Below are 19,689 nucleotides of genomic sequence, written 5' to 3' on the forward strand. Positions count from 1 at the left end.
TTATTCTCTAATTAGAACCTCATCAATCATACCATAAGCTTTCGCTTCTTGAGCAATCATCCAATAGTCTCTATCGCTATCATGATGTACTTTCTCCATCGTTTGACCCGAGTGTTTTGCTATAATTTGATACAATTCATCTTTTAATTTTAATATCTCTCTTGCTGTGATTTCAATATCAGATGCCTGACCTTGTGCTCCACCTAATGGTTGGTGAATCATCACACGTGAATGTGGTAACGCAGAACGTTTACCATCCGCACCTGCACATAGTAAAACAGCTCCCATTGAAGCAGCCATACCTGTACAAATTGTAGCTACATCTGGTTTAATAAATTGCATCGTATCATAAATACCTAAACCAGCATATACTCCTCCTCCTGGAGAATTCACGTAAATACTAATATCTTTTTCATTATCTACACTAGACAAGAACAACAATTGCGCTTGGATAATGTTTGCCACATAATCGTCAATTGCAGTCCCTAAAAAGATGATACGATCCATCATAAGACGAGAGAAAACATCCATCGAAGCGACATTCATTTGACGTTCTTCAATGATGTAAGGAGTCATACTGCTTACGATTTTATCGTAATACATGCTATTTATACCGTGATGTTTGGTGGCGTATTTTTGAAATTCTTTTCCGTAGTCCATAAATTATTTCTTTTTATGATTAAAAAAATGAGCGTCTATTCATTCAAATAGACGCTCAAATATACTTATTTTTCAGGAAAGAATTATTCTCCGTACATTTCCTTAACGAAATCTTTGTAAGAAACTTCTTTCACGTTTGCTTTTACTTTGTCTGTGAATAAAGCTAACATTTTCTCATTCATTGCTTGTTCAGAAATACGTCTTACCTCATCTTGGTTAGACATTACTCTAGCAACGATATCTTCAACTGTTTTATCATCTGGTTCAGTTTGACCGAATTGAGCCAACTGTTCTTTGATTAATTTTGTTGTGTATGCTTTAATATCTTCGAAAGTTAATTGTAACTCATATTGAGTCATTACTTTACCTTCAATTAATTGGTAACGTAAACCTTTTTCAGATTTTTCGTATTCCTCAGCAGCTTGTTCAGCAGTCATTGGAGTTTCACCAGCAGTCATTAACCATTTTTTCAAGAATGTTGCAGGTAATTCAAAAGAAGTAGTTTCTAACAATGATTCAAAAACGTCATTTAAGAATTTTTGATCTGCTTGAGAAGCGAATTGTTTTTCAGCATCTTCTTTGATTTTTTCTTTCAATTGTTCTACTGAAGTAACAACATCTTGTCCAAATAATTTATCGAAAAGCTCTTGGTTTAATTCTGCCTTTTCAGACTCGTTGATTTCGTTGATTGTAAATACAACATCAACTTCTAATCCGTGAACTTGATCGTGATCAATTCCTAAAACATCCATTAATTTGTGATCATCTTCGAATAACCCTTTTGTGTTAACCGTAACTTGATCACCAACTTTTTTGTTTAAGAATTTCTTTTGGTTTGTTTTTGTTCTGAAATCAGCAACAGCGATTGTTACATCTTTATTGATTCCTTCTTCTTCATTTGTAAAAGTACCAACTAACTCAGAAGTTTCTTCAACTGCCTCTTTCGATACTAATTTTCCGTATTGTTTTTGGATATACTCTACTTGCTCGTCTAACATCGCCTCATCAGCAACGATATTAAATTTAGTCACCTTAGTTTTTCCTTCTAAGTCAACAGTAAACTCAGGAGCCAATCCTAATTCGAAATCAAATTTTAATACATCAGCATCCCAGTCAAAGTTCTCGCTCATTACTGGAAGAGGATTTCCTAAAATATCTAATTTTTCATCTACAAGATAGTTATTCAATTTCTCTTGCAACATTTTGTTTACTTCTTCGAACAATACAGATTTTCCGTATTGTTTTAGAATCAAACTCATCGGTACAGCACCTTTTCTAAATCCAGGAACGTTAGCGTTCTTTTTATAGTTAGATAACACAGTATCTACATTACCTTGGTAATCTTCTTTTGCAAGTTCAATAGTAACAATTGCATTAAGAGCATCTACATTATTTCTTGTAATATTCATTTTTTGATGTATTTACATATAAAATTGGGTTGCAAAAATAAATTATTTTTACAACCCGTCCAACTTTTTAAGTGTTTGTCTTTCAACTATTAAATTTTTTATCTCTTTCTTGGCTCACCATTTTGCAGAATCCCATTTACGATTGATTGACAAAACGCTAAGATTAAACTGAATAATAAAGCATACCAAAATCCATTAACCTGAAATCCGTCAACGAAATAAGCACTCAACATGATAATTACTGCGTTAATAACGAACAGAAACAGCCCCATGGTTACAATTGTAGCGGGTAGTGTCATAAATACTAGAACAGGTCTCAAGAACATATTCAGCAATCCCATCACTACAGCCACCCATAAAGCGGAAGTCCATCCTACCACGTGTACACCTGGCAACAGCCAACAAAGAAAAACAACTAAAGCTGTTGTAACTAATAATCGAACTATAAAACTCATTTATATCATTTTTAATTTTGCAAAACTAAGGTTGGTCCTGGATAAACAGCAGGATTCACTAGAGGAATATTTGCTTTATAGTGTTTGTTGATCACACGTAAAATTTCAGCTGCGATAAACGCATACCCTCTAGGGTTCAAATGTACACCATCTAATGAAAACATAACGGTATTTAAGTTCCCCATTCCTTTAAAATAATCTGCCGTATAAATTTGACCATCTTCCACTCTCAATCCACTAACTGCTTTGCGCAACAAATCATTCATATCCGCAACAGCTAATCCTTTTTCATTCGCCACATTTTTGATAATTGAATTAAATGCATTGGTAGCTGCTTGTACTTTTTCTTGCTCTACCACATTCAATACAAATTTATCATCGATTGGATATGTAATTCCCTTTTTCAACATGGCATCCATTTCTGGTTTACCTGTTGAAGGTAATGCACCACCAATTTGCGCTCTACTTGTCAACAACATTAAATCTTTTGCTGTTGCATGTCTTGCTTGGCCAAAGCCTTTTGCGATAAAAGCAATTTCTTGATCAGATAATTTAATTGGAAATTTACCTGAATCCACTAACATTTTTATGATCACATTTAATTGTGGTTCTAAATTATCTAGTGATTTATCTTGAATAAGTAGCGGATTCGCTTTCGTTTTATCCAACAATTGTAAACGATCACCTTGCCCCAGTTGAGTTAAAACTTCTTTAAACATTCCAATCAATAGATTCAACTGACCAAAAACAGCATCTTCGTTTTGTCCAGGCTGAACGATAGCCGCTGATGTTATTGGATTATAAGGAACCGTTGTAAAAAACGGAATGGTTGTTACATCAGGTACAGTTGCTACTACTCCTTTTGCACCACCACTAACTAGTGTATTTACAATTCCTTCATACGCCATTTTAAATACACCTACATGCGTAATATCATTTCCTCCATATTGTGTAAGATCTGTTCCATTCGCTTGCTCATTTTGATCTAAACCTTCTCCTCCTGAAGTCGCATAAGCCAATACGTCATTTGCTCCAATCCAGTTTGTAAAAAAGGTCGGTTTTAACGTCATGACATCCGCCATTACCGTTGTCTCATCAGAAGTAGCCGTACGAACAAAATAAGGATTTGCCTTTCCTGCTAATAAATTACTCATACTACCATATCCTGGCGCAATTAAATGAAATGTTTTTGCTCCTGGAACACCTGCATTATGATAAGCCTTTTGTGCTCTTTTGTTTACATCTAAAGTCACAGTTCCCTTTTTATTTTCAGGGCTACTGGTAGACATATTCATCACCAATTTAGTATCAAAACCAGGTAGTGGATTTCCATTAATCAACATCCCTCCTACGTCGTTTGTATCATCATCCAAAGGGGGTTGAGTAAATGGCCCACCGCCTACAACTTTAAACTGTTGTGCTAAGATATTTGGAAACGAATTTTGTTGCCCAGAGCGATACAAAGTTCCATCCATATACCCAGCGGTTAAGGAATTTCCAATAGCCACATAAGAAGAAAAATCAGCTTCACCTGCATAGTAAGTATCTGAATTGATTTCATCTTTAATAGAAGGCTCACATCCTACAGCTATAACAGCTAAAAGTGGCGCTATATATAAATATTTTCTTTTCATTTTAAATCTCTTTAATCATTAAAAACTATACGTAATTCCTACACCACCACCTTGTAACAGCAGATTTATACGTTCCTCCAAACGAAACGTTTTGTCCATCCTCTTGAAAATAATCGTACGAGCTATTGGTATCGCTAAAGTGTAAGTAAGAGAATACTAGATCCACCCCAATTCCGTTTTTAAATTTATAGGTTAAACCTCCTGTATATGCACGCGAATCATTTCTAGGTGTTTCTGGTGCAAAGTATCCTTTTTGTACAGGACTTTCATCATAATACCACCCAGCACGTAATGTCAATTGCTCATTTACACTGTATTGTGCTCCTACACGGTATGTACTTGAATCTTTATAATTTCTAGGATTTACTGATGTTGGCACTGCGCTATCAACGAATTCAATCACCAAAGCATCATATACTTTCCAGAACGTTCTATTGTAATCAAAGGCAAATACCCATTTATCCCAAGTATAAGAAGCTCCCACTGTCAACTCAGCTGGCAACGGCATTTCTGCTTTGATTTTTCCATCCTTAAACAAGTCTTGTCCAAAACCAGGAACATTAGAGAATTTAGCTTTTCCACTATTTTCCTTCATTATAATTTTAGAACGGTAGTTTAATCCAAAACGCAAATGGTCATCCACGCTTACCAAATAACCTGCAGTCCATCCCCAAGCGGTAACATTTTTCGCTTCGATATCAACACTTGTTCTTCTTCCTTGCTCATCGGTCATACTACGAGATACGTTTCGATCAAATGTAACCCCTCCATTAACAAAGATAGGTCCCCCACCAAAACTGAAGTGCTTACTTACCTTGAAAGCAACCGTTGGTTGGAAGTAGAAGGCCTTTAAATCGATGTTATTCACCAAATGTGACCCTTGCCAATCTCTATCCCAATCGACAGCACTTCCATAAGGCGTATAAACCGCTAAACCGACCGTCATCCAATCCGTTGCTTTATAAGTCCCATAGAGATAAAAAGGCGTCCCCGGGTTACGCGTATCATTTTCCCATCCATAGGTCTTATTTTGAAATTTGGTATCAGCGACCAAATAATTCATTCCAGCAGAAAAGTTAAACTTATCCTCTAGATAAACTGATGCACCTGGGTTAAAAAATAATGATTCAGCACCACTACTAATAACAGCCACCCCTGCATGTCCCATCGCAAGCTGTCTATTTCCTTGCATACTAACGCGATAACCACCTGCATACGTAGATGCCGTGATGAGCGTCAGAAGGGATAATGATAATACCTTTTTTATCATAATTAACACTTATTTTATTTCATTTATAGTAAATATAAAAAGATATCCTAATTTGACAAATTTTTAATACCCACTTTAACACTAAAAAAGAAAAAATAGAAATAAAAATACTATTTTAAAAAAAGATTCAAAGCATAAACTTACTTTATTTAGCACATATTCATTTTATCTCTTAATTAACAAATACAATCGCATCTCTTTTCAACATTCTCTTAACAGTACTTTGCTTTCCGCATCAAAAACAAAAAAAGCTGTCCTAACAAGTTAAGACAGCTTTTCAAAAATATAAACTAAAAAACGTAAGAATTCAATTTAATACTGGAGGTAAATCCATCCACTATAGGTATCATTTAAAATATTTTGCATCACATAGAAGTACGTTCCTGCTGGTAATAATTTATTTCCTGAATTGGATTGCCCATACCATTCCTTTTCATATTTCCCTGCGTTATAAACTAGTATTCCCAATCGACTATACACCTTCAGACTGATTACATCGTAATTACTTAAATCTAAATAATCATTTAATCCATCTCCATTTGGTGAAATTCCCCTAGGAATAAATACCTTTTGATAATTAACATCCATACAACTCTCACAAGCTTCTACTGGATCTTCATTATCTTCTGCTGTAACCGAAACGATATTAATAAAAGCATTTGTATGTTTTTCTGGTATGGTTAAGGTCACTTGATAAGTCACTTGATCCCCCACATCTAATAATGCAATTACATCAATCATATCTCCTATTCCAGATGTTCCCAAAGAACTTGTCCATTCCATGTGTTTAACCCCTTCTGGCATCATATCTATTACTTCTACATCTACAGCCGATCCTGGTCCTTTATTTTCAACAACAATAGTATATGTTGTTTGTTGCCCTGGAACATAGTACTGTATCCCATCATCTTTTACTGCGTGTAAATCTGCTCGATATAAAATTGGCGCAATCGTCGGATCATTGCGTTGTGGAGTAGTAGGATCATCAGACAACTGTGTCATTGTTCCACCATGGGTAATCGCTTTTAAAGAGGCTTGATTAATTACCTCTTTCGCTCTAAAGTCTTCTTCAGTAATGGTATGGTACGCTTGTACCGTTACCGATTCTTTCGGATCTAACACAGAAATTGTAGCAGGACTTAAAGATCCTGGATCTGCGTTTTCATCCGTCAATACAATATCTTTAATCGCAATTTCACCAATATTTTTCACAATAATTTCATACTCAATACGATCACCAATACGGATATAGTCCTTGTCCACTACTTTTTTAGTAAATTCTAATTTACCTAAGGCAACAATGGCTTCATCAGTATTGTTATCTGGATTAGTGTCGATATTATCACCTTCTACTGTAGCGATATTTTTATATTCCCCTCCACTTTTAATTTTCACCTTAATTTCAATAGTAACTTCTTCTTGTGACTCTAATGCTCCAATTTTCCATTCTCCTGTCGTTTCATCATAACTTCCCTTATCTGCTTCATAGCTAACAAACCCATATCCTGAAGGCAATAAATCAGTCACCACAACATTAGGATCTGTAAAAATTTCATCCAAGTTTTTCACTGTAATAATAAATACAGCAATGCTTTCCTCTTGTGATTTTACTTTTTTCGTGATAGCTAAATCTGTACAAGGTTTCACTAGTACATCTAGTGGAAGTGACATATTACTCCAACCACATTCTTTTTTAATCTTCACCGCATACATTCCACTCGCAACTACATCAATAAAATTTTCCGTAGTAATCTCTAAAGATTCTCCATTAAAAAACCACTCATATTCCAATGAATCTTCTTCCGATTCTATTCTCACTGTACAGTTGTCATTTTGTTGAATCTTGATTGGCGATTTTGCAGCCTCTCCAAAAGAAGAGAAAAAAGCAGACATAGAAAATCCATCTCCTTGTTGCACCAAACTAGCTGTTAAAGGCAATTCAGAACGCAGAACAATATTTTCTGGATTTCCAATAGACGTATGATTAAACGTAATCATGTATAAACCACTATTTCCTAATGGCACTCGATTTCTTCCTGTTAACGTTTCAATATTTTGATTGTTGATGTAAACAAGTTCTGTTGAGTGTTCAATAATAGCGAATCCCATATAAGGTAATCCTCCATCATTATAATTCACGAATTTCTTGGTTTGAATATTGATTGATCCTGCACAACCACCAATAGGCAATACGGTAGAAATATCCGTTTCACATTCAACTGCTGTACCTGCATAGACAATTACTTCGTTATCTGACACAATCAAACTAGAAGAATTGGGATTTCGACCATCCCCATGATAAAACGAATAGTAATCTCCTGCATTAGTTAATACTTGCGTAACCATTGTCCCAGTTTCCACCCCTTGTGGTGTATAACTCTTGATGGTAACTGTTGTATTATCCTTTGTTGCTACAATTAAACTCTGTTCTGATCCTAAAAATTGATTGCGTTGCGTATCATTGGGAATTGTTCCTTCGCCACGAACTACTAAATAGCGATTCCCCAACATATGTACAGGCGCTACTTGGTCAAAAGTTCCATCTTGTCCGTTAATTCCACCTGGCCCACACAATCGAGGTGTATCTCCCCAGTTTCCTACATTGACTACGACAGACTTCGTTGCTTTTAAATAGCTACCTAAGGGCGCTTTAAATAATCTACTTTGTCCTTGCTCCAGTGTAAAAGTCATTACACCTGTTGTTTGTTGAATTTCTACCTCCGTTTCATCCTCAGTTGCCATTACAGAATAAACGGGTGCATCCTCATATAGTCCCTGTGTACTTTGTCTATAGTATCCCAAGCGAAATTCCACACCTAATCCTTCCTCACCAAAACTCACTAAAGAGGCATTTCCTTTAATATTTTCCACCCCTAAAGAATTCCAACCTACCGTTGCGTCTGATGCAATATTTCGCATATTCACTAATACAGGTTCAGTTGCCTCAACCAATAACCCACGATCATTATATGTCGTGTTAACAACATTTCGATTCTGTGTATTAGCAGTTCCTACAAAACGATACGCAATAGGATTGTTCGCTGTTACCGTTAACGTTGTTAAAGGAGTTCCATCACTTTTTTTCAATACTACATCTACAGGAGTTGCTGACAAAGTTCCTATTACGATTTGATTAGCGGTGCTCCAATATTGCCATGGTGCTGGCGCTATATGATGGGTCTTATAGTATTGAGCAAATACAGCATTACTCAACAAAAGTAAAATACTGAGAAGTAAAAAGTTTTTTTGTTTCATAAATATAGTTGGATCTAAAGTGGTTTATACTAAACCTGCGTTGGTAAGCTTCAGGTTAACTCTATTCTAAAATAAAATCCGTCCAATTTAAGTTAAATTTAACTATTCAGCAAATTATACAAAATAAAAAAATAACCAAAAAATACTATTTTTTTTATTTTAACACCCAAACTTTAATATTTTAAATAAAAAACGTATTTTTATTTCACCATTCAAATAATGAAAAACAGCCCTACTTCCCGATAATTAACAAAAAAAGGCTCTTGCTAGTTAGCAAGAGCCTTTTTCAATATTAATGTATCATCGTTTTTTACGCTAAAAATTTCGAAACGATTTCAAAAAACAGCTGTGGATTTTCCGCATGTAACCAGTGTCCTGCACCAGGAATAGTTTCAATCACAGCTTGAGGAAAATGCTGTTGAATGAGTATTTCATCTTTTTCTTGAATGTACTTTGATGCACCTCCACGTACAAAAAGAGTTGGTTTATCAAATAAAGCAGTTTCATCAATACCTTCACCAACCACATTTTCATCTCTATTAAAAACGTCCAAGTTGAATCGGAAAGCCAATTGATCTGGTTCTTTCCAATATAAACTTTTCAACAAAAATTGTTTTGTACCAAAATCTGTAATTCGCGCACTTACAATATCATCTACTTCTTTTCGCGAAGGCTTCGTTGAAAAATCAACTGCATTTAATGCCTCTAAAATATCTTGATGATGCGGAGCGTAAGAGCGAGGAGAAATATCTGCAATAATTAATTTCTCTACGCGATTCGGATATTTTGTTGCCAAATGCATGGCTACTTTTCCTCCCATAGAATGCCCTAATACAATAGCATCACACATATTATAATGATCCATATAGCGAATGATATCCTCTACCATTACCTCATAAGACCATTCATCAGAATGAAAACTACGCCCGTGGTTTCTCAAATCTACCAAGTGCATCTCATATCCTAATGCTGTCATTTGTCGACCAAACGTATTCCAGTTATCCGACATACCAAAATACCCATGCAATACTAGCATTGGTATTCCGCCTTCTCCTTCAATTTTTGAATATAAAATCTCTTTCATTAGCTCAATTTATTTATATACATATTCACTACATTTTCCAATCCTAAATAAAGCGATTCTGCAATTAGTGCATGTCCAATAGACACTTCTAATAAATTTGGAATATTCGCTTTAAAGAATTGAATATTATCTAAACTCAAATCATGTCCTGCATTAATACCTAGATCTAATTCAACAGCCAATTCTGCTGCTTTAATATAAGGTTCAATTCCCTTCTCATTTCCTAAACCATACTGAGTTGCAAATTCTTCAGTATACAATTCAATGCGGTCTGTTCCTACCATCTTTGCCCCTTCAATCATACTCAACACAGGGTCCACAAAAATAGATGTGCGAATTCCTTGTTGCTTACACTCTTGAATCACTTCAGTTAAGAAGCCTTTGTGTTTCACCGTATCCCAACCAGCATTAGAAGTCAATGCATCAACGGCATCTGGTACTAATGTAACCTGCGTCGGTTTACATTCAAAAACCAACTTCAGAAAGTCATCCATTGGATTCCCTTCAATATTATATTCTGTATGAACAACCTGCACCAAATCTCTTGCATCTTGATAACGAATGTGACGTTCATCTGGTCGAGGGTGAATGGTTACACCTGCAGCACCAAATTTTTGAACATCTTCAGCAACTTTTAATAAATTAGGTACATTACCACCTCTAGAGTTTCTTAAAGTAGCAATTTTATTGATATTTACAGATAGCTTTGTCATAATTAAGATATTAAAAAACAAAAATACAAAGTATAATTAAGGCTTATTGGTTTATTTTTAATTATTTTGCAAAAGCATTTCAATCAGACGCATTTTGATAACCTTAGAATCTTTATTCATCGACGCACCTACCCTCACTAGCGACATGCAAGTGAGTGAGGTCATAGCCTTTTTAGATCAGCACGAGTATTCACACCTTTCCCTTGTCGATTCAGACAACAAGTGGATAGGCAATATCGCGACCGATTTATTGTATGATGTAGATGAAACAGAAAAGATTGCGAATCTACAGTATCATGTAGAATCTTTTTTTGCTTTTGCCTCTGATGATTTAGCTAAAATTGCTGATACATTTATTCTCAATAGCTGCAATTTATTGCCTGTACTTGATGAAGAAATGTACCTCAAGGGCATGTTACCTAAAGCGGCATTAACAGCCAATTTACTAGAAAGTACCTTTCTAACGGAACCTGGAACGACGCTCATCATTGAAATTAATGCTGAAGCTTACAGTCTTTCTACCGTAGTACAACTTGTAGAAAGTAACAATACTAAATTACTCGGTATTCTAGTACTTCAAACCAAAGACAATCAAACACAATTGCTGTTGCGACTTAGTCAACGAAACATTGAGGCAATTATTCAAGACTTTAGGCGTTTTGATTTTACGATTGTCTCGCATCACGACGAAGACTTACATCAGAACAAGCTGATTGAGCATTCTAATTATCTAAACAAATTTTTAAACCTATAGTATGAAATTTGCAATTTACGGGCAAACCAATAAAACCATCGTACAACAAATCGTTCAACGACTTTTAAATGTATTAGAGACGTACAATCCTACTATTATTTTTGAAAGTAACTTTTACAATCTTTTGAACGAGATCAATATCTTGCCGACGACGTATGAAACCTTTGGAGATGAGAATGAACTTCCTACGGATGTGAATTTCTTTATTAGTATTGGTGGCGATGGTACGATGTTGAGAGCCGCAAATTTTATCAAAGACAAAAATATTCCCATTGTTGGAATCAATGCTGGTCGTTTGGGATTTTTAGCTAATATTCAAGAAGACACAATCGAAGAACATTTACCTCATTTGTTTAAAAACACCTATAAATTATCGAGAAGAGCGCTACTCACTATTGCTTGTGATCCTGTGGCTAATTCCAATTTCGATATTAATTTTGCCTTAAACGACATCACGGTATCGCGTAAAAACACGACTTCTATGATTACGGTTGAGACTTATTTAGACAATGAGTATTTGGCTACGTATTGGGCAGATGGGTTAATCATTTCAACACCTTCTGGATCGACAGGATATTCGTTGAGCTGTGGAGGTCCAATTATTGAACCAGAAACAGGTTGTTTTGTTATTACCCCTCTGGCTCCACACAATTTAAATGTTCGTCCATTGGTCATTCGAGATAATCTTACAATTAAATTAAAAGTCAACGCAAGAGAAAGTCAGTTTTTACTTTCTGTTGATAGCAGTACACAAGCAGTAAACAACGAAACAGAAGTAACTATTTCAAAAGCACCGTTTACGATTAATTTGGTAGAATTTCCACAACAAAGTTTTATCAAGACATTGCGAAATAAATTACTTTGGGGAGAAGACAAACGCAATTAAATAAGCATGTAGCGCCATTTTTTTTGCTACATTTATTGTTTATTACAAGATTTTGTTAGTATTTGCTTCAACAAAATCTTTTTTTTCAAACAAAGAGAGTTCATTATTACTATATTTGTGAATTATTTTAACAAAATGAAAAAGGCCTTAATTACATTTATCTTACTACTTACCATGCCTTTAGCATACGCTCAAATCCATGAGGTAGGCTTTGGTTTAGGTGGTACAAACTATGTAGGTGATATTGGATCTGCACAGTTTATCAATCCAAAGAATATAGGCTATAACGTTTTTTATAGATGGAACAAAAGCCCTAGACATTCGTATCGTTTGAGTTTTAGTCAACACAAACTAACAGGAAATGATGCAGATGCTTCTAGTGAAAGTAGAAAAGAAAGAGGCTTGCGTTTTGATAATACACTACAGCAATTGAGCTTGGGTATTGAATTTAACTTTTTTGAATTCGATTTACACCAAGAGAATTTCGCCATGACTCCTTATCTTTACGCCGGTTTATCAGGTATTCGTTATTCTGATATTTACCACAGAAATAAAAAAATGATTAAAGGGGATAAAAAATACAATGCGGCAATACCGTTTGCAGCAGGAATGAAAATTCGAGTAAACCCTCAGATTAATATCAATGCAGAAGTTACCGCAACTTATACTTTTACTGATAATTTAGATGGTAGTCATCCTACTTCTTCTAGTACCAAACGCTATCGTTTTGGAAAAAGTGGAAATGATTGGTTTTTCTATTCAGGAATTACAATAAGTTATACTTTTGGACATAATCCTTGTTATTGCGCAGATTAAATGAAATTGAAAGAACAAATTAACATGAGTAATCTACCAAAGCACATTGCAATTATCATGGATGGCAATGGTAGATGGGCGAAACAAAGAGGTTTTCTACGAACAATAGGCCATGAGAATGGTGTAAAATCCCTCAGAACAACCATCACGACATGCGGAGAATTAGGTGTTGACTATTTAACCCTATACGCTTTTTCTACAGAAAATTGGAATAGACCCAAATATGAAGTAGATAAACTGATGGAATTATTGATCAAAGCGTTGACCAAGGAAATCCCAACTTTTATGAAGAATGATATCGCTTTAAATGCGATAGGAAATATTGATTTACTTCCAGAAAAAGTTCGAGAAAAGTTAACAGACGCAATTGATAAAACGAAAGAAAACAAAAGGATGACTGTAACTTTAGCACTAAGTTATGGCTCCAGAGCAGAAATAATACACGCAATTAAGGAAATTTCTATTAAAGTTAAAAATAATATAATTTCAGAAGACAATATTGACGAATCAATTATTAATGAGCATCTTTACACGCATAATATGCCTGATGTTGATTTGTTAATTCGCACAAGTGGAGAGCAAAGAATAAGTAATTTCTTGCTTTGGCAAATAGCTTATGCAGAATTGTATTTTACGGAGGTATTATGGCCAGATTTCTCTGAGGACGAGCTATATCGTTCTATTCTATCCTATCAAAACAGAGAGAGAAGATTTGGAAAAACTAGTGAACAAATTAAATAAAAACGAAAATAATGTTTCAAAAAGGCATCTCACTTTTTGCTCTGTTTATTGCAGGTCTAATTTGTAGTAGTGCACAAGCACAGCAAGGGGACAACATTCCTACTTTAGAAACCCCTAAAACCTACATTTTAGGAGATATAAAAGTAACTGGTAAAATTAATTACAATCCTCAAACGGTTGTAACTTTTACAGGTTTAAATAAAGGTCAAAAAATTTCTGTTCCAGGAGAAGAGATTTCGGATGCTTTAAAAAAACTATGGAAACTAGGTTTTTTTAAAGACATTAATTTTTACGAAACATCTGTTGTTAACGATACTATCAATTTAGAACTTACTTTAAATGAGTTACCTCGTTTAAATAGCGCTAAAGTAAAAGGCTTCAAAAAAGCGAAGTCTGAAACGGTAATCAAAGAAGCTAAATTGACAAAAGGGAAAATCGTTAATGAAAACTTACTTTCTACAACGAAATATTATCTTTTAAATAAGTACAAAAAAGACGGTTTCTACAATACAAAAATCACATTAAATACGGTACCAACTGATTCAACAGGCAGATACGTAGATTTAGTTGTAGGTATTGACAAAGGAAAAAAAGTGCGTATTTCAGATATTACTTTTGATGGTAATGAGCAATTGACAAACAAACAGTTGCGCAAAGCATTAAAAGATACTAAAAAACGCAGTCCATTCAATCCGCTGCGTATATTTAAACCTTCCAAATTTATTCAATCGAAATACGAGGAGGATTTAACACGCTTAGTGGATAAATACAAAGAAAAAGGATACCGAGATGCACGTATTATTACTGATACGACTGCTTACAATCCAAAAACAAATCGCATGGCGATTAACATCGATGTAGAAGAAGGGAACAAATACTACATCGGAGACATCCGTTTCATTGGAAACACCGTTTATACGAATAATCAACTTCGCAATATCTTGGGAATTGATAAAGGAGAAGTATACAATGGTGTGTTATTAAATAAACGTATTCAAGATTCTTCTAATCCAGATGCGTATGATTTAACCAATCAATATCAAAACAACGGATATTTATTCTCTAATATTACTCCAGTAGAAGTAAAAACAGCGAATGATACGATTGATTTCGAGATTCGAATTACAGAAGGACCTATTGCTCGTTTCAACAACATTACTGTTCGCGGAAACGAATATACGCATGATCACGTTATCCACCGTACGTTAAAAACAAGACCTGGAGAAATCTGGAGCAAAGCGATGGTTATGGAGACAATGCGTCGTTTAGGGGCATTGAATATTTTTGATGCACAAGCCATTGTACCAGACATCTTAAATCCAGATCCAACATCAGGAACGGTAGATGTGGAATGGTCAGTAGCTGAAAAAGGTTCGAGTCAGATTGAATTACAAGGAGGATACGGTGGAGGAGGTTTCATCGGAACCTTAGGATTGTCATTCAATAACTTCTCTTTGAGAAATATCTTCAATAAAAAAGCATACCATCCTTTCCCTATGGGAGATGGTCAATCTTTAGCCTTGAGATTACAAGGAAGTTCATACTACCAAACGTATAGTTTAAGTTTCTCTGAACCATGGTTGGGTAGAAAAAAACCAGTCAACTTATTTGGTACCATTGCTTATAGTACACAAAACTTATACGACTACTACAACAGAAGAACAGACCGTAGTAGAGGTTTTAATATTACAACGTTACAATTAGGGGTTGCGAAACAATTAAGTGTTCCAGATGATTATTTTGTATTATCACATACCCTTAGTTTCCAATACTATGATATGAAGAACTATAACACTGGACTATTTACGTTTGGTGATGGTTCATCGCGAAATTTAGCGTATCAAATTGAATTAACGAGAGACAACCGAGGAATGGATCCAAACTTCCCTACTTTCGGTTCGTTCTTTAGTATCAGTGGAAAATTCACTCCACCTTACTCGTTATTCAACAATGTTGACTACAAGAATTTAGGAAATCAACAAGAATACAAATACAGATCTAAAGCAGGACAAGTTGATCCAAATACTGGATTAGTAATTCCTGAAGGTACATACTTAAATGCAGCTGGACAACCAGTAAGTAACTGGCAAGATGCTACTGCTGATGCGAGTAAAGTTGACCAAAAACGTTTCAACTGGTTAGAATATTATAAATTAAAATTCAAAGGTGATTGGTATACCACAATTTTTGATAAATTAGTATTTAGAACAGTAGGAGAATTCGGTTATATGGGAGCGTATAATAGCAACCGTGGTGTTGTTCCATTTGAGCGCTTCTATGTAGGAGGAGATGGATTAGTAAACTTCTCATTAGATGGCCGTGAGGTTGTTCAGTTGAGAGGGTACAAAAACCAAGCATTGACACCAATCAATCAGTATGGTGAACAAATTGGTGGTACCATATACAATAAATTCACCCTAGAATTACGTTATCCTATTACACTAAAACCAAGTGCCTCAGTATATGTATTATCATTTGCCGAAGCAGGAGCAGCATATGATTCATTCAAAGATTACAATCCATTCGATTTAAAACGATCTGCTGGATTGGGTGTTCGTGTGATTATGCCTATGTTTGGTCTATTGGGTATTGACTTTGGATATGGATTTGATGCACCTCCAGGAACAACTCAGAAAAACGGTTGGGAGACTCACTTCATCCTTGGTCAACAGTTTTAGTGATACACTTTGCTAAAATTTAACAAATTATGAGGTATCTTTTTATTTTTTTAATCAGTATTTTTGGATATTCCTTTTCCTTTGCACAAGGAGGGTCTGCCCGAGTTGCTTATATTGATATGGAACTTATCTTGCAACACGTCCCGGAATACACCGAAGCTAGTGCACAATTAGCTTCCCGTGCAGAAGGCTGGAAACAAGAAATTGATAAGAAAAAGGAAGAGATTAAAAAGCTCAAAACGGATTTAGCAAATGAAAGGGTATTGCTAACTCGTGATTTGATTAATGAAAAAGAAGAAGACATCAGTTCTCTTGAAGACGATCTTTTAAAATATCAACAAAAATATTTTGGTACAGATGGAGAGTACTTTTCGCAAAAAATAAGTTTAGCGAAACCGATTCAAGATCAGGTATTCTCTATGGTACAAGATATTGCTGAAGCTAGAAAATACGACTATGTTTTAGACAAGAATGCAGAAACTACGATGTTAATAGCGGATAAACGATATGATATTAGTAATTTAGTCATTCGTCGGATGACCTCTGCTCGAAGAAAACAAAACATGACTGCGGAACAGGTTGAAGCAGTAGAGCAAGAGGAAAAAGAAGAAGATACTATTTCGTTGAGACAAAGTAGACGTGAAGAACAGCAACGAAGAAGAGAAGAAGCTGAACGTCAAATGCGTCAAGAACAGAAAGAGGAAAAGCAGAAACAACAGCAAACTTCTAATCAGCAGGAGCAAACGAACAAAGAAGACGCTTTAAAACGTCAACAGGAAGAGAAGTTGAAAGAGTTAGAAGATAAAAGAGCAGAAGCTGAACGTTTAAGACAAGAAAAGATTGAAGCGCAAAAACAAGCGTTGAAACAAAAGCAAGAGGAGATTGAACAGAAGAAGCAAGAAGATAAACAAAAGAGAGAGCAACTTCAATTAGATCGAGAAAAGCAAATCAAAGAGCAGCAAGAAGAAGCTGAAAAGCAAAAAGCTGCTAGAGAAAAAAGAGAACAAGAAGAAAAAGATAGACGACGAGAAGAAGCAGAAAAACAGCAAAAGAATGACAAGAATGAAGAACTTGAAAAATTAATTGCTGAAAGACAAGCTGCCGAAGCTAAGCGTAGAGCCGACCTAGAGCAAAAGAAAAAAGAAGCACTAGAACAACGTCAACGACAAATCGAGGAAACTCAACGTAAACAACAGGAAATTAAAGATCGTGTTCAACAAGAACAAGAAGAGAAACGCAAGAGAATGCTTCAAGAACAAGAAGAAATGAAAAAACAGATTGAAGCCGCAAAAAGTAACAAGTAAAATAATATAAAAAACGAATACAATGAAAAAAATGAAATCCTTATTGATTGCAGCAGTAATGTTTTTTGGCGTTAGCTTAACAACAGCAACAGCTCAAACTAAAGTTGCACACATCGATGTTCAAGCTTTGATTACAGAAATGCCTGCTATGAAATCAGCTGAGGCAGAATTGAAAACATTAAGCGAAAAATATCAAAAAGAATATGGAACAATGGTATCTGAGTACCAAACAAAAGCTCAAAAATACCAAACTGAAGCACCTACTGTAGGAGACAAAGTAAACGAAGATAGACAAAAAGAAGTTGAAGATCTTTTACAAAGAATCCAACAGTTCCAAACTACAGCTTCACAAGATTTACAAAAGAAAGAGGTTGATTTAACACAACCAATTTTTGAGAAAGCTAGAACTGCAATCCAAAAAGTAGCTCGTGCTCAAGGAATCCAATATGTTTTAGATTCTTCAATGGGTTCAGGAGTTTTATTAGCTGATGGTACAAACTTAGCAGCTGATGTAAAAAAAGAATTAGGTATTAAATAATTTTTATATTTTAATAAAAAAGTCCGTTATTACAACGGACTTTTTTATTTTTGTTCTACTTATGAAAAATACAAATCCCATTGGTCTATTTGACTCTGGTATAGGTGGAACCACAATATGGCAGGAAATACACAAACTAATGCCTACGGAGGACACCATTTTTTTAGCCGATCAAAAGAACGCCCCTTATGGTACACAAACCAAAGAAGCTATTCTTGCCTTATCCCATAAAAACATACAATACCTTGTTGATCAAGGTTGTAAACTTGTGGTTGTTGCTTGTAATACAGCTACAACCAATGCCATTCAAGAGTTGCGTTCTTCTTTCACTATTCCTATTATTGGAATAGAACCCGCAATTAAACCTGCATCCTTATTGACTAAAACCTCAACCATTGGCGTTTTAGCTACAAAAGGAACCATTACAAGTGATTTATTTACTTCTAAGCTGAAACTATACCCTAATGTTAAGATAATTGAGCAAATAGGCTATAATCTCGTTACCTTGATTGAGTCAGGACAACTGCACTCCCAAGAAATGAAAGATCTTTTACAACTGTATCTATTACCGATGGTAGAACAAGGCATGGATACCCTTGTATTAGGCTGTACGCACTATCCTTACTTAACGCCTATTATTAAGACTCTAATACCCGAACATATACTGATTATAGATTCTGGAGAAGCTGTAGCCAAACACACGCAAAAAATATTGGGAGAACATCATTTATTAACCCCACACACAAACAAGGGTAGTACTGTATTTTACACAAACGTTAACCCAAGTATTTTACAGACTTTTGCACCTGAAGATATCCAAGTTCAACAAATTGAATTTTAATAAAAAAGCATGGAACTTTCCATGCTTTTTTATTCAAGGTACTTAATCCCTTACATTCTTTAATTGGGAGAGCTATCATCCTCCCCTACTCTTTTTTTTTATTCTTTGAACCAACTAGAGTACATCACGTAATTCGTTGCTATACGCTCTATTTCCCCAGCGAAGTTAGAAGCATTTATATCTTTTACTTTTTTGGCAGGAACCCCTGCATAAATACTTCCAGATTCAATTACCGTGTTTTGAGTTACAACAGCTCCCGCAGCAATAATGGTGTTGCTATGCACCACACAATTATCCATCACAATCGCCCCCATTCCAATCAATACATTATCATGTATAACACAACCATGTACCATGGCATTGTGTCCAATAGATACATTATTTCCAATAACCGTTGGATGTTTTTCATAGGTACAATGAATCACCGCTCCATCCTGAATATTGACTTGATTTCCTATGGTAATCGAATTCACATCTCCGCGAATTACCGCATTGAACCAAACACTACACAATTCTCCTATCGTAACATCACCAACGATAGTCGCATTTTCGGCAATGTAACAATCCGCTGCTATTTGAGGGTATTTTCCTCTTATTTCTTTTATTATCATACTTCATTATATTTAAAAAAAAGTCCCGATAAATATCGGG

Annotated in this window: 16 protein-coding genes and 1 pseudogene; 8 read left to right on the forward strand and 9 right to left on the reverse strand. The window is 35.2% G+C overall.

Going from position 1 to position 19,689, the window contains the following annotated elements; all coding sequences use genetic code 11:
* From clpP to M2306_RS11840, 8 genes and pseudogenes are all read right to left on the reverse strand, one after another.
* Positions 1-660, reverse strand: a complete 660-nt coding sequence (gene clpP / locus M2306_RS11805; RefSeq protein ID WP_002989952.1) for an ATP-dependent Clp endopeptidase proteolytic subunit ClpP — start codon at positions 658-660, stop codon at positions 1-3.
* An 83-nt stretch (positions 661-743) separates the two neighbouring features.
* On the reverse strand, positions 744-2,069 hold the full coding sequence (gene tig, locus M2306_RS11810; RefSeq protein ID WP_115092479.1) for a trigger factor: 1,326 nt from the start codon (positions 2,067-2,069) through the stop codon (positions 744-746).
* Between the two features lie 98 nt (positions 2,070-2,167).
* Complete coding sequence (locus tag M2306_RS11815) at positions 2,168-2,524, reverse strand: phage holin family protein (RefSeq protein ID WP_115092478.1); 357 nt, start codon at positions 2,522-2,524, stop codon at positions 2,168-2,170.
* 11 nt (positions 2,525-2,535) lie between these two features.
* Positions 2,536-4,158 (reverse strand): SGNH/GDSL hydrolase family protein, encoded by a 1,623-nt coding sequence (locus M2306_RS11820; protein WP_115092477.1) that lies wholly within the window; start codon positions 4,156-4,158, stop codon positions 2,536-2,538.
* An 18-nt stretch (positions 4,159-4,176) separates the two neighbouring features.
* Positions 4,177-5,428: pseudogene (locus tag M2306_RS11825) on the reverse strand (OmpP1/FadL family transporter).
* Between the two features lie 312 nt (positions 5,429-5,740).
* The gene (locus tag M2306_RS11830) at positions 5,741-8,683 is read right to left on the reverse strand and encodes a CLIPPER-2 domain-containing protein (RefSeq protein WP_259187763.1); all 2,943 of its coding nucleotides are present in this window, start codon (positions 8,681-8,683) and stop codon (positions 5,741-5,743) included.
* Positions 8,684-8,993: 310 nt separating this feature from the next.
* On the reverse strand, positions 8,994-9,767 hold the full coding sequence (locus tag M2306_RS11835; RefSeq protein ID WP_115092474.1) for an alpha/beta fold hydrolase: 774 nt from the start codon (positions 9,765-9,767) through the stop codon (positions 8,994-8,996).
* Positions 9,767-10,480: a pyridoxine 5'-phosphate synthase gene (locus tag M2306_RS11840; protein WP_115092473.1), complete on the reverse strand. Its 714-nt coding sequence runs from the start codon at positions 10,478-10,480 to the stop codon at positions 9,767-9,769. The genes M2306_RS11835 and M2306_RS11840 overlap by 1 nt, the downstream gene beginning before the upstream one ends.
* A 94-nt stretch (positions 10,481-10,574) precedes the next feature.
* Between M2306_RS11840 and M2306_RS11845 the strand changes: the two genes are divergently transcribed.
* From M2306_RS11845 to murI, 8 genes are all read left to right on the forward strand, one after another.
* Positions 10,575-11,234, forward strand: coding sequence for a CBS domain-containing protein (locus M2306_RS11845; RefSeq protein WP_259187762.1), 660 nt, complete (start codon positions 10,575-10,577; stop codon positions 11,232-11,234).
* A 1-nt stretch (position 11,235) separates the two neighbouring features.
* Positions 11,236-12,120 carry an NAD kinase gene (locus M2306_RS11850; RefSeq protein WP_115092471.1) on the forward strand — a complete coding sequence of 295 codons (885 nt, stop codon included), beginning with the start codon at positions 11,236-11,238 and terminating at the stop codon, positions 12,118-12,120.
* A gap of 135 nt (positions 12,121-12,255) precedes the next feature.
* Positions 12,256-12,936, forward strand: coding sequence for a type IX secretion system protein PorG (porG, locus tag M2306_RS11855; protein ID WP_115092470.1), 681 nt, complete (start codon positions 12,256-12,258; stop codon positions 12,934-12,936).
* Entirely contained in the window at positions 12,937-13,677 is a 741-nt protein-coding gene (gene uppS / locus M2306_RS11860) for an undecaprenyl pyrophosphate synthase (RefSeq protein ID WP_002989928.1), read from the forward strand.
* Positions 13,678-13,688: 11 nt separating this feature from the next.
* A complete protein-coding gene (locus M2306_RS11865; protein WP_115092469.1) occupies positions 13,689-16,355 on the forward strand; it encodes a BamA/OMP85 family outer membrane protein in 2,667 nt (888 codons plus the stop codon).
* Positions 16,356-16,384: 29 nt separating this feature from the next.
* A complete protein-coding gene (locus M2306_RS11870) occupies positions 16,385-17,659 on the forward strand; it encodes an OmpH/Skp family outer membrane protein (protein ID WP_259187761.1) in 1,275 nt (424 codons plus the stop codon).
* A gap of 22 nt (positions 17,660-17,681) precedes the next feature.
* Positions 17,682-18,197 carry an OmpH/Skp family outer membrane protein gene (locus tag M2306_RS11875; protein WP_002989920.1) on the forward strand — a complete coding sequence of 172 codons (516 nt, stop codon included), beginning with the start codon at positions 17,682-17,684 and terminating at the stop codon, positions 18,195-18,197.
* Positions 18,198-18,258: 61 nt separating this feature from the next.
* Positions 18,259-19,038: a glutamate racemase gene (murI, locus tag M2306_RS11880; RefSeq protein WP_115092467.1), complete on the forward strand. Its 780-nt coding sequence runs from the start codon at positions 18,259-18,261 to the stop codon at positions 19,036-19,038.
* Between the two features lie 98 nt (positions 19,039-19,136).
* Here murI and M2306_RS11885 read toward each other — a convergent pair whose 3' ends face one another.
* On the reverse strand, positions 19,137-19,649 hold the full coding sequence (locus M2306_RS11885) for a gamma carbonic anhydrase family protein (RefSeq protein ID WP_115092466.1): 513 nt from the start codon (positions 19,647-19,649) through the stop codon (positions 19,137-19,139).
* Between the last annotated feature and the right edge of the window lie 40 nt (positions 19,650-19,689).

The sequence above is a fragment of the Myroides gitamensis genome, assembly GCF_029894455.1.
Lineage (GTDB): Bacteria > Bacteroidota > Bacteroidia > Flavobacteriales > Flavobacteriaceae > Flavobacterium > Flavobacterium odoratum.

Bases quoted from the DNA above. Each gene is read 5' to 3' on its own strand.
- clpP (WP_002989952.1), bottom strand. From the start codon at position 660: ATGGACTACGGAAAAGAATTTCAAAAATACGCCACCAAACATCACGGT.
- tig (WP_115092479.1), bottom strand. From the start codon at position 2,069: ATGAATATTACAAGAAATAATGTAGATGCTCTTAATGCAATTGTTACT.
- M2306_RS11815 (WP_115092478.1), bottom strand. From the start codon at position 2,524: ATGAGTTTTATAGTTCGATTATTAGTTACAACAGCTTTAGTTGTTTTT.
- M2306_RS11820 (WP_115092477.1), bottom strand. From the start codon at position 4,158: ATGAAAAGAAAATATTTATATATAGCGCCACTTTTAGCTGTTATAGCT.
- M2306_RS11830 (WP_259187763.1), bottom strand. From the start codon at position 8,683: ATGAAACAAAAAAACTTTTTACTTCTCAGTATTTTACTTTTGTTGAGT.
- M2306_RS11835 (WP_115092474.1), bottom strand. From the start codon at position 9,767: ATGAAAGAGATTTTATATTCAAAAATTGAAGGAGAAGGCGGAATACCA.
- M2306_RS11840 (WP_115092473.1), bottom strand. From the start codon at position 10,480: ATGACAAAGCTATCTGTAAATATCAATAAAATTGCTACTTTAAGAAAC.
- M2306_RS11850 (WP_115092471.1), top strand. From the start codon at position 11,236: ATGAAATTTGCAATTTACGGGCAAACCAATAAAACCATCGTACAACAA.
- porG (WP_115092470.1), top strand. From the start codon at position 12,256: ATGAAAAAGGCCTTAATTACATTTATCTTACTACTTACCATGCCTTTA.
- uppS (WP_002989928.1), top strand. From the start codon at position 12,937: ATGAAATTGAAAGAACAAATTAACATGAGTAATCTACCAAAGCACATT.
- M2306_RS11865 (WP_115092469.1), top strand. From the start codon at position 13,689: ATGTTTCAAAAAGGCATCTCACTTTTTGCTCTGTTTATTGCAGGTCTA.
- M2306_RS11870 (WP_259187761.1), top strand. From the start codon at position 16,385: ATGAGGTATCTTTTTATTTTTTTAATCAGTATTTTTGGATATTCCTTT.
- M2306_RS11875 (WP_002989920.1), top strand. From the start codon at position 17,682: ATGAAAAAAATGAAATCCTTATTGATTGCAGCAGTAATGTTTTTTGGC.
- murI (WP_115092467.1), top strand. From the start codon at position 18,259: ATGAAAAATACAAATCCCATTGGTCTATTTGACTCTGGTATAGGTGGA.
- M2306_RS11885 (WP_115092466.1), bottom strand. From the start codon at position 19,649: ATGATAATAAAAGAAATAAGAGGAAAATACCCTCAAATAGCAGCGGAT.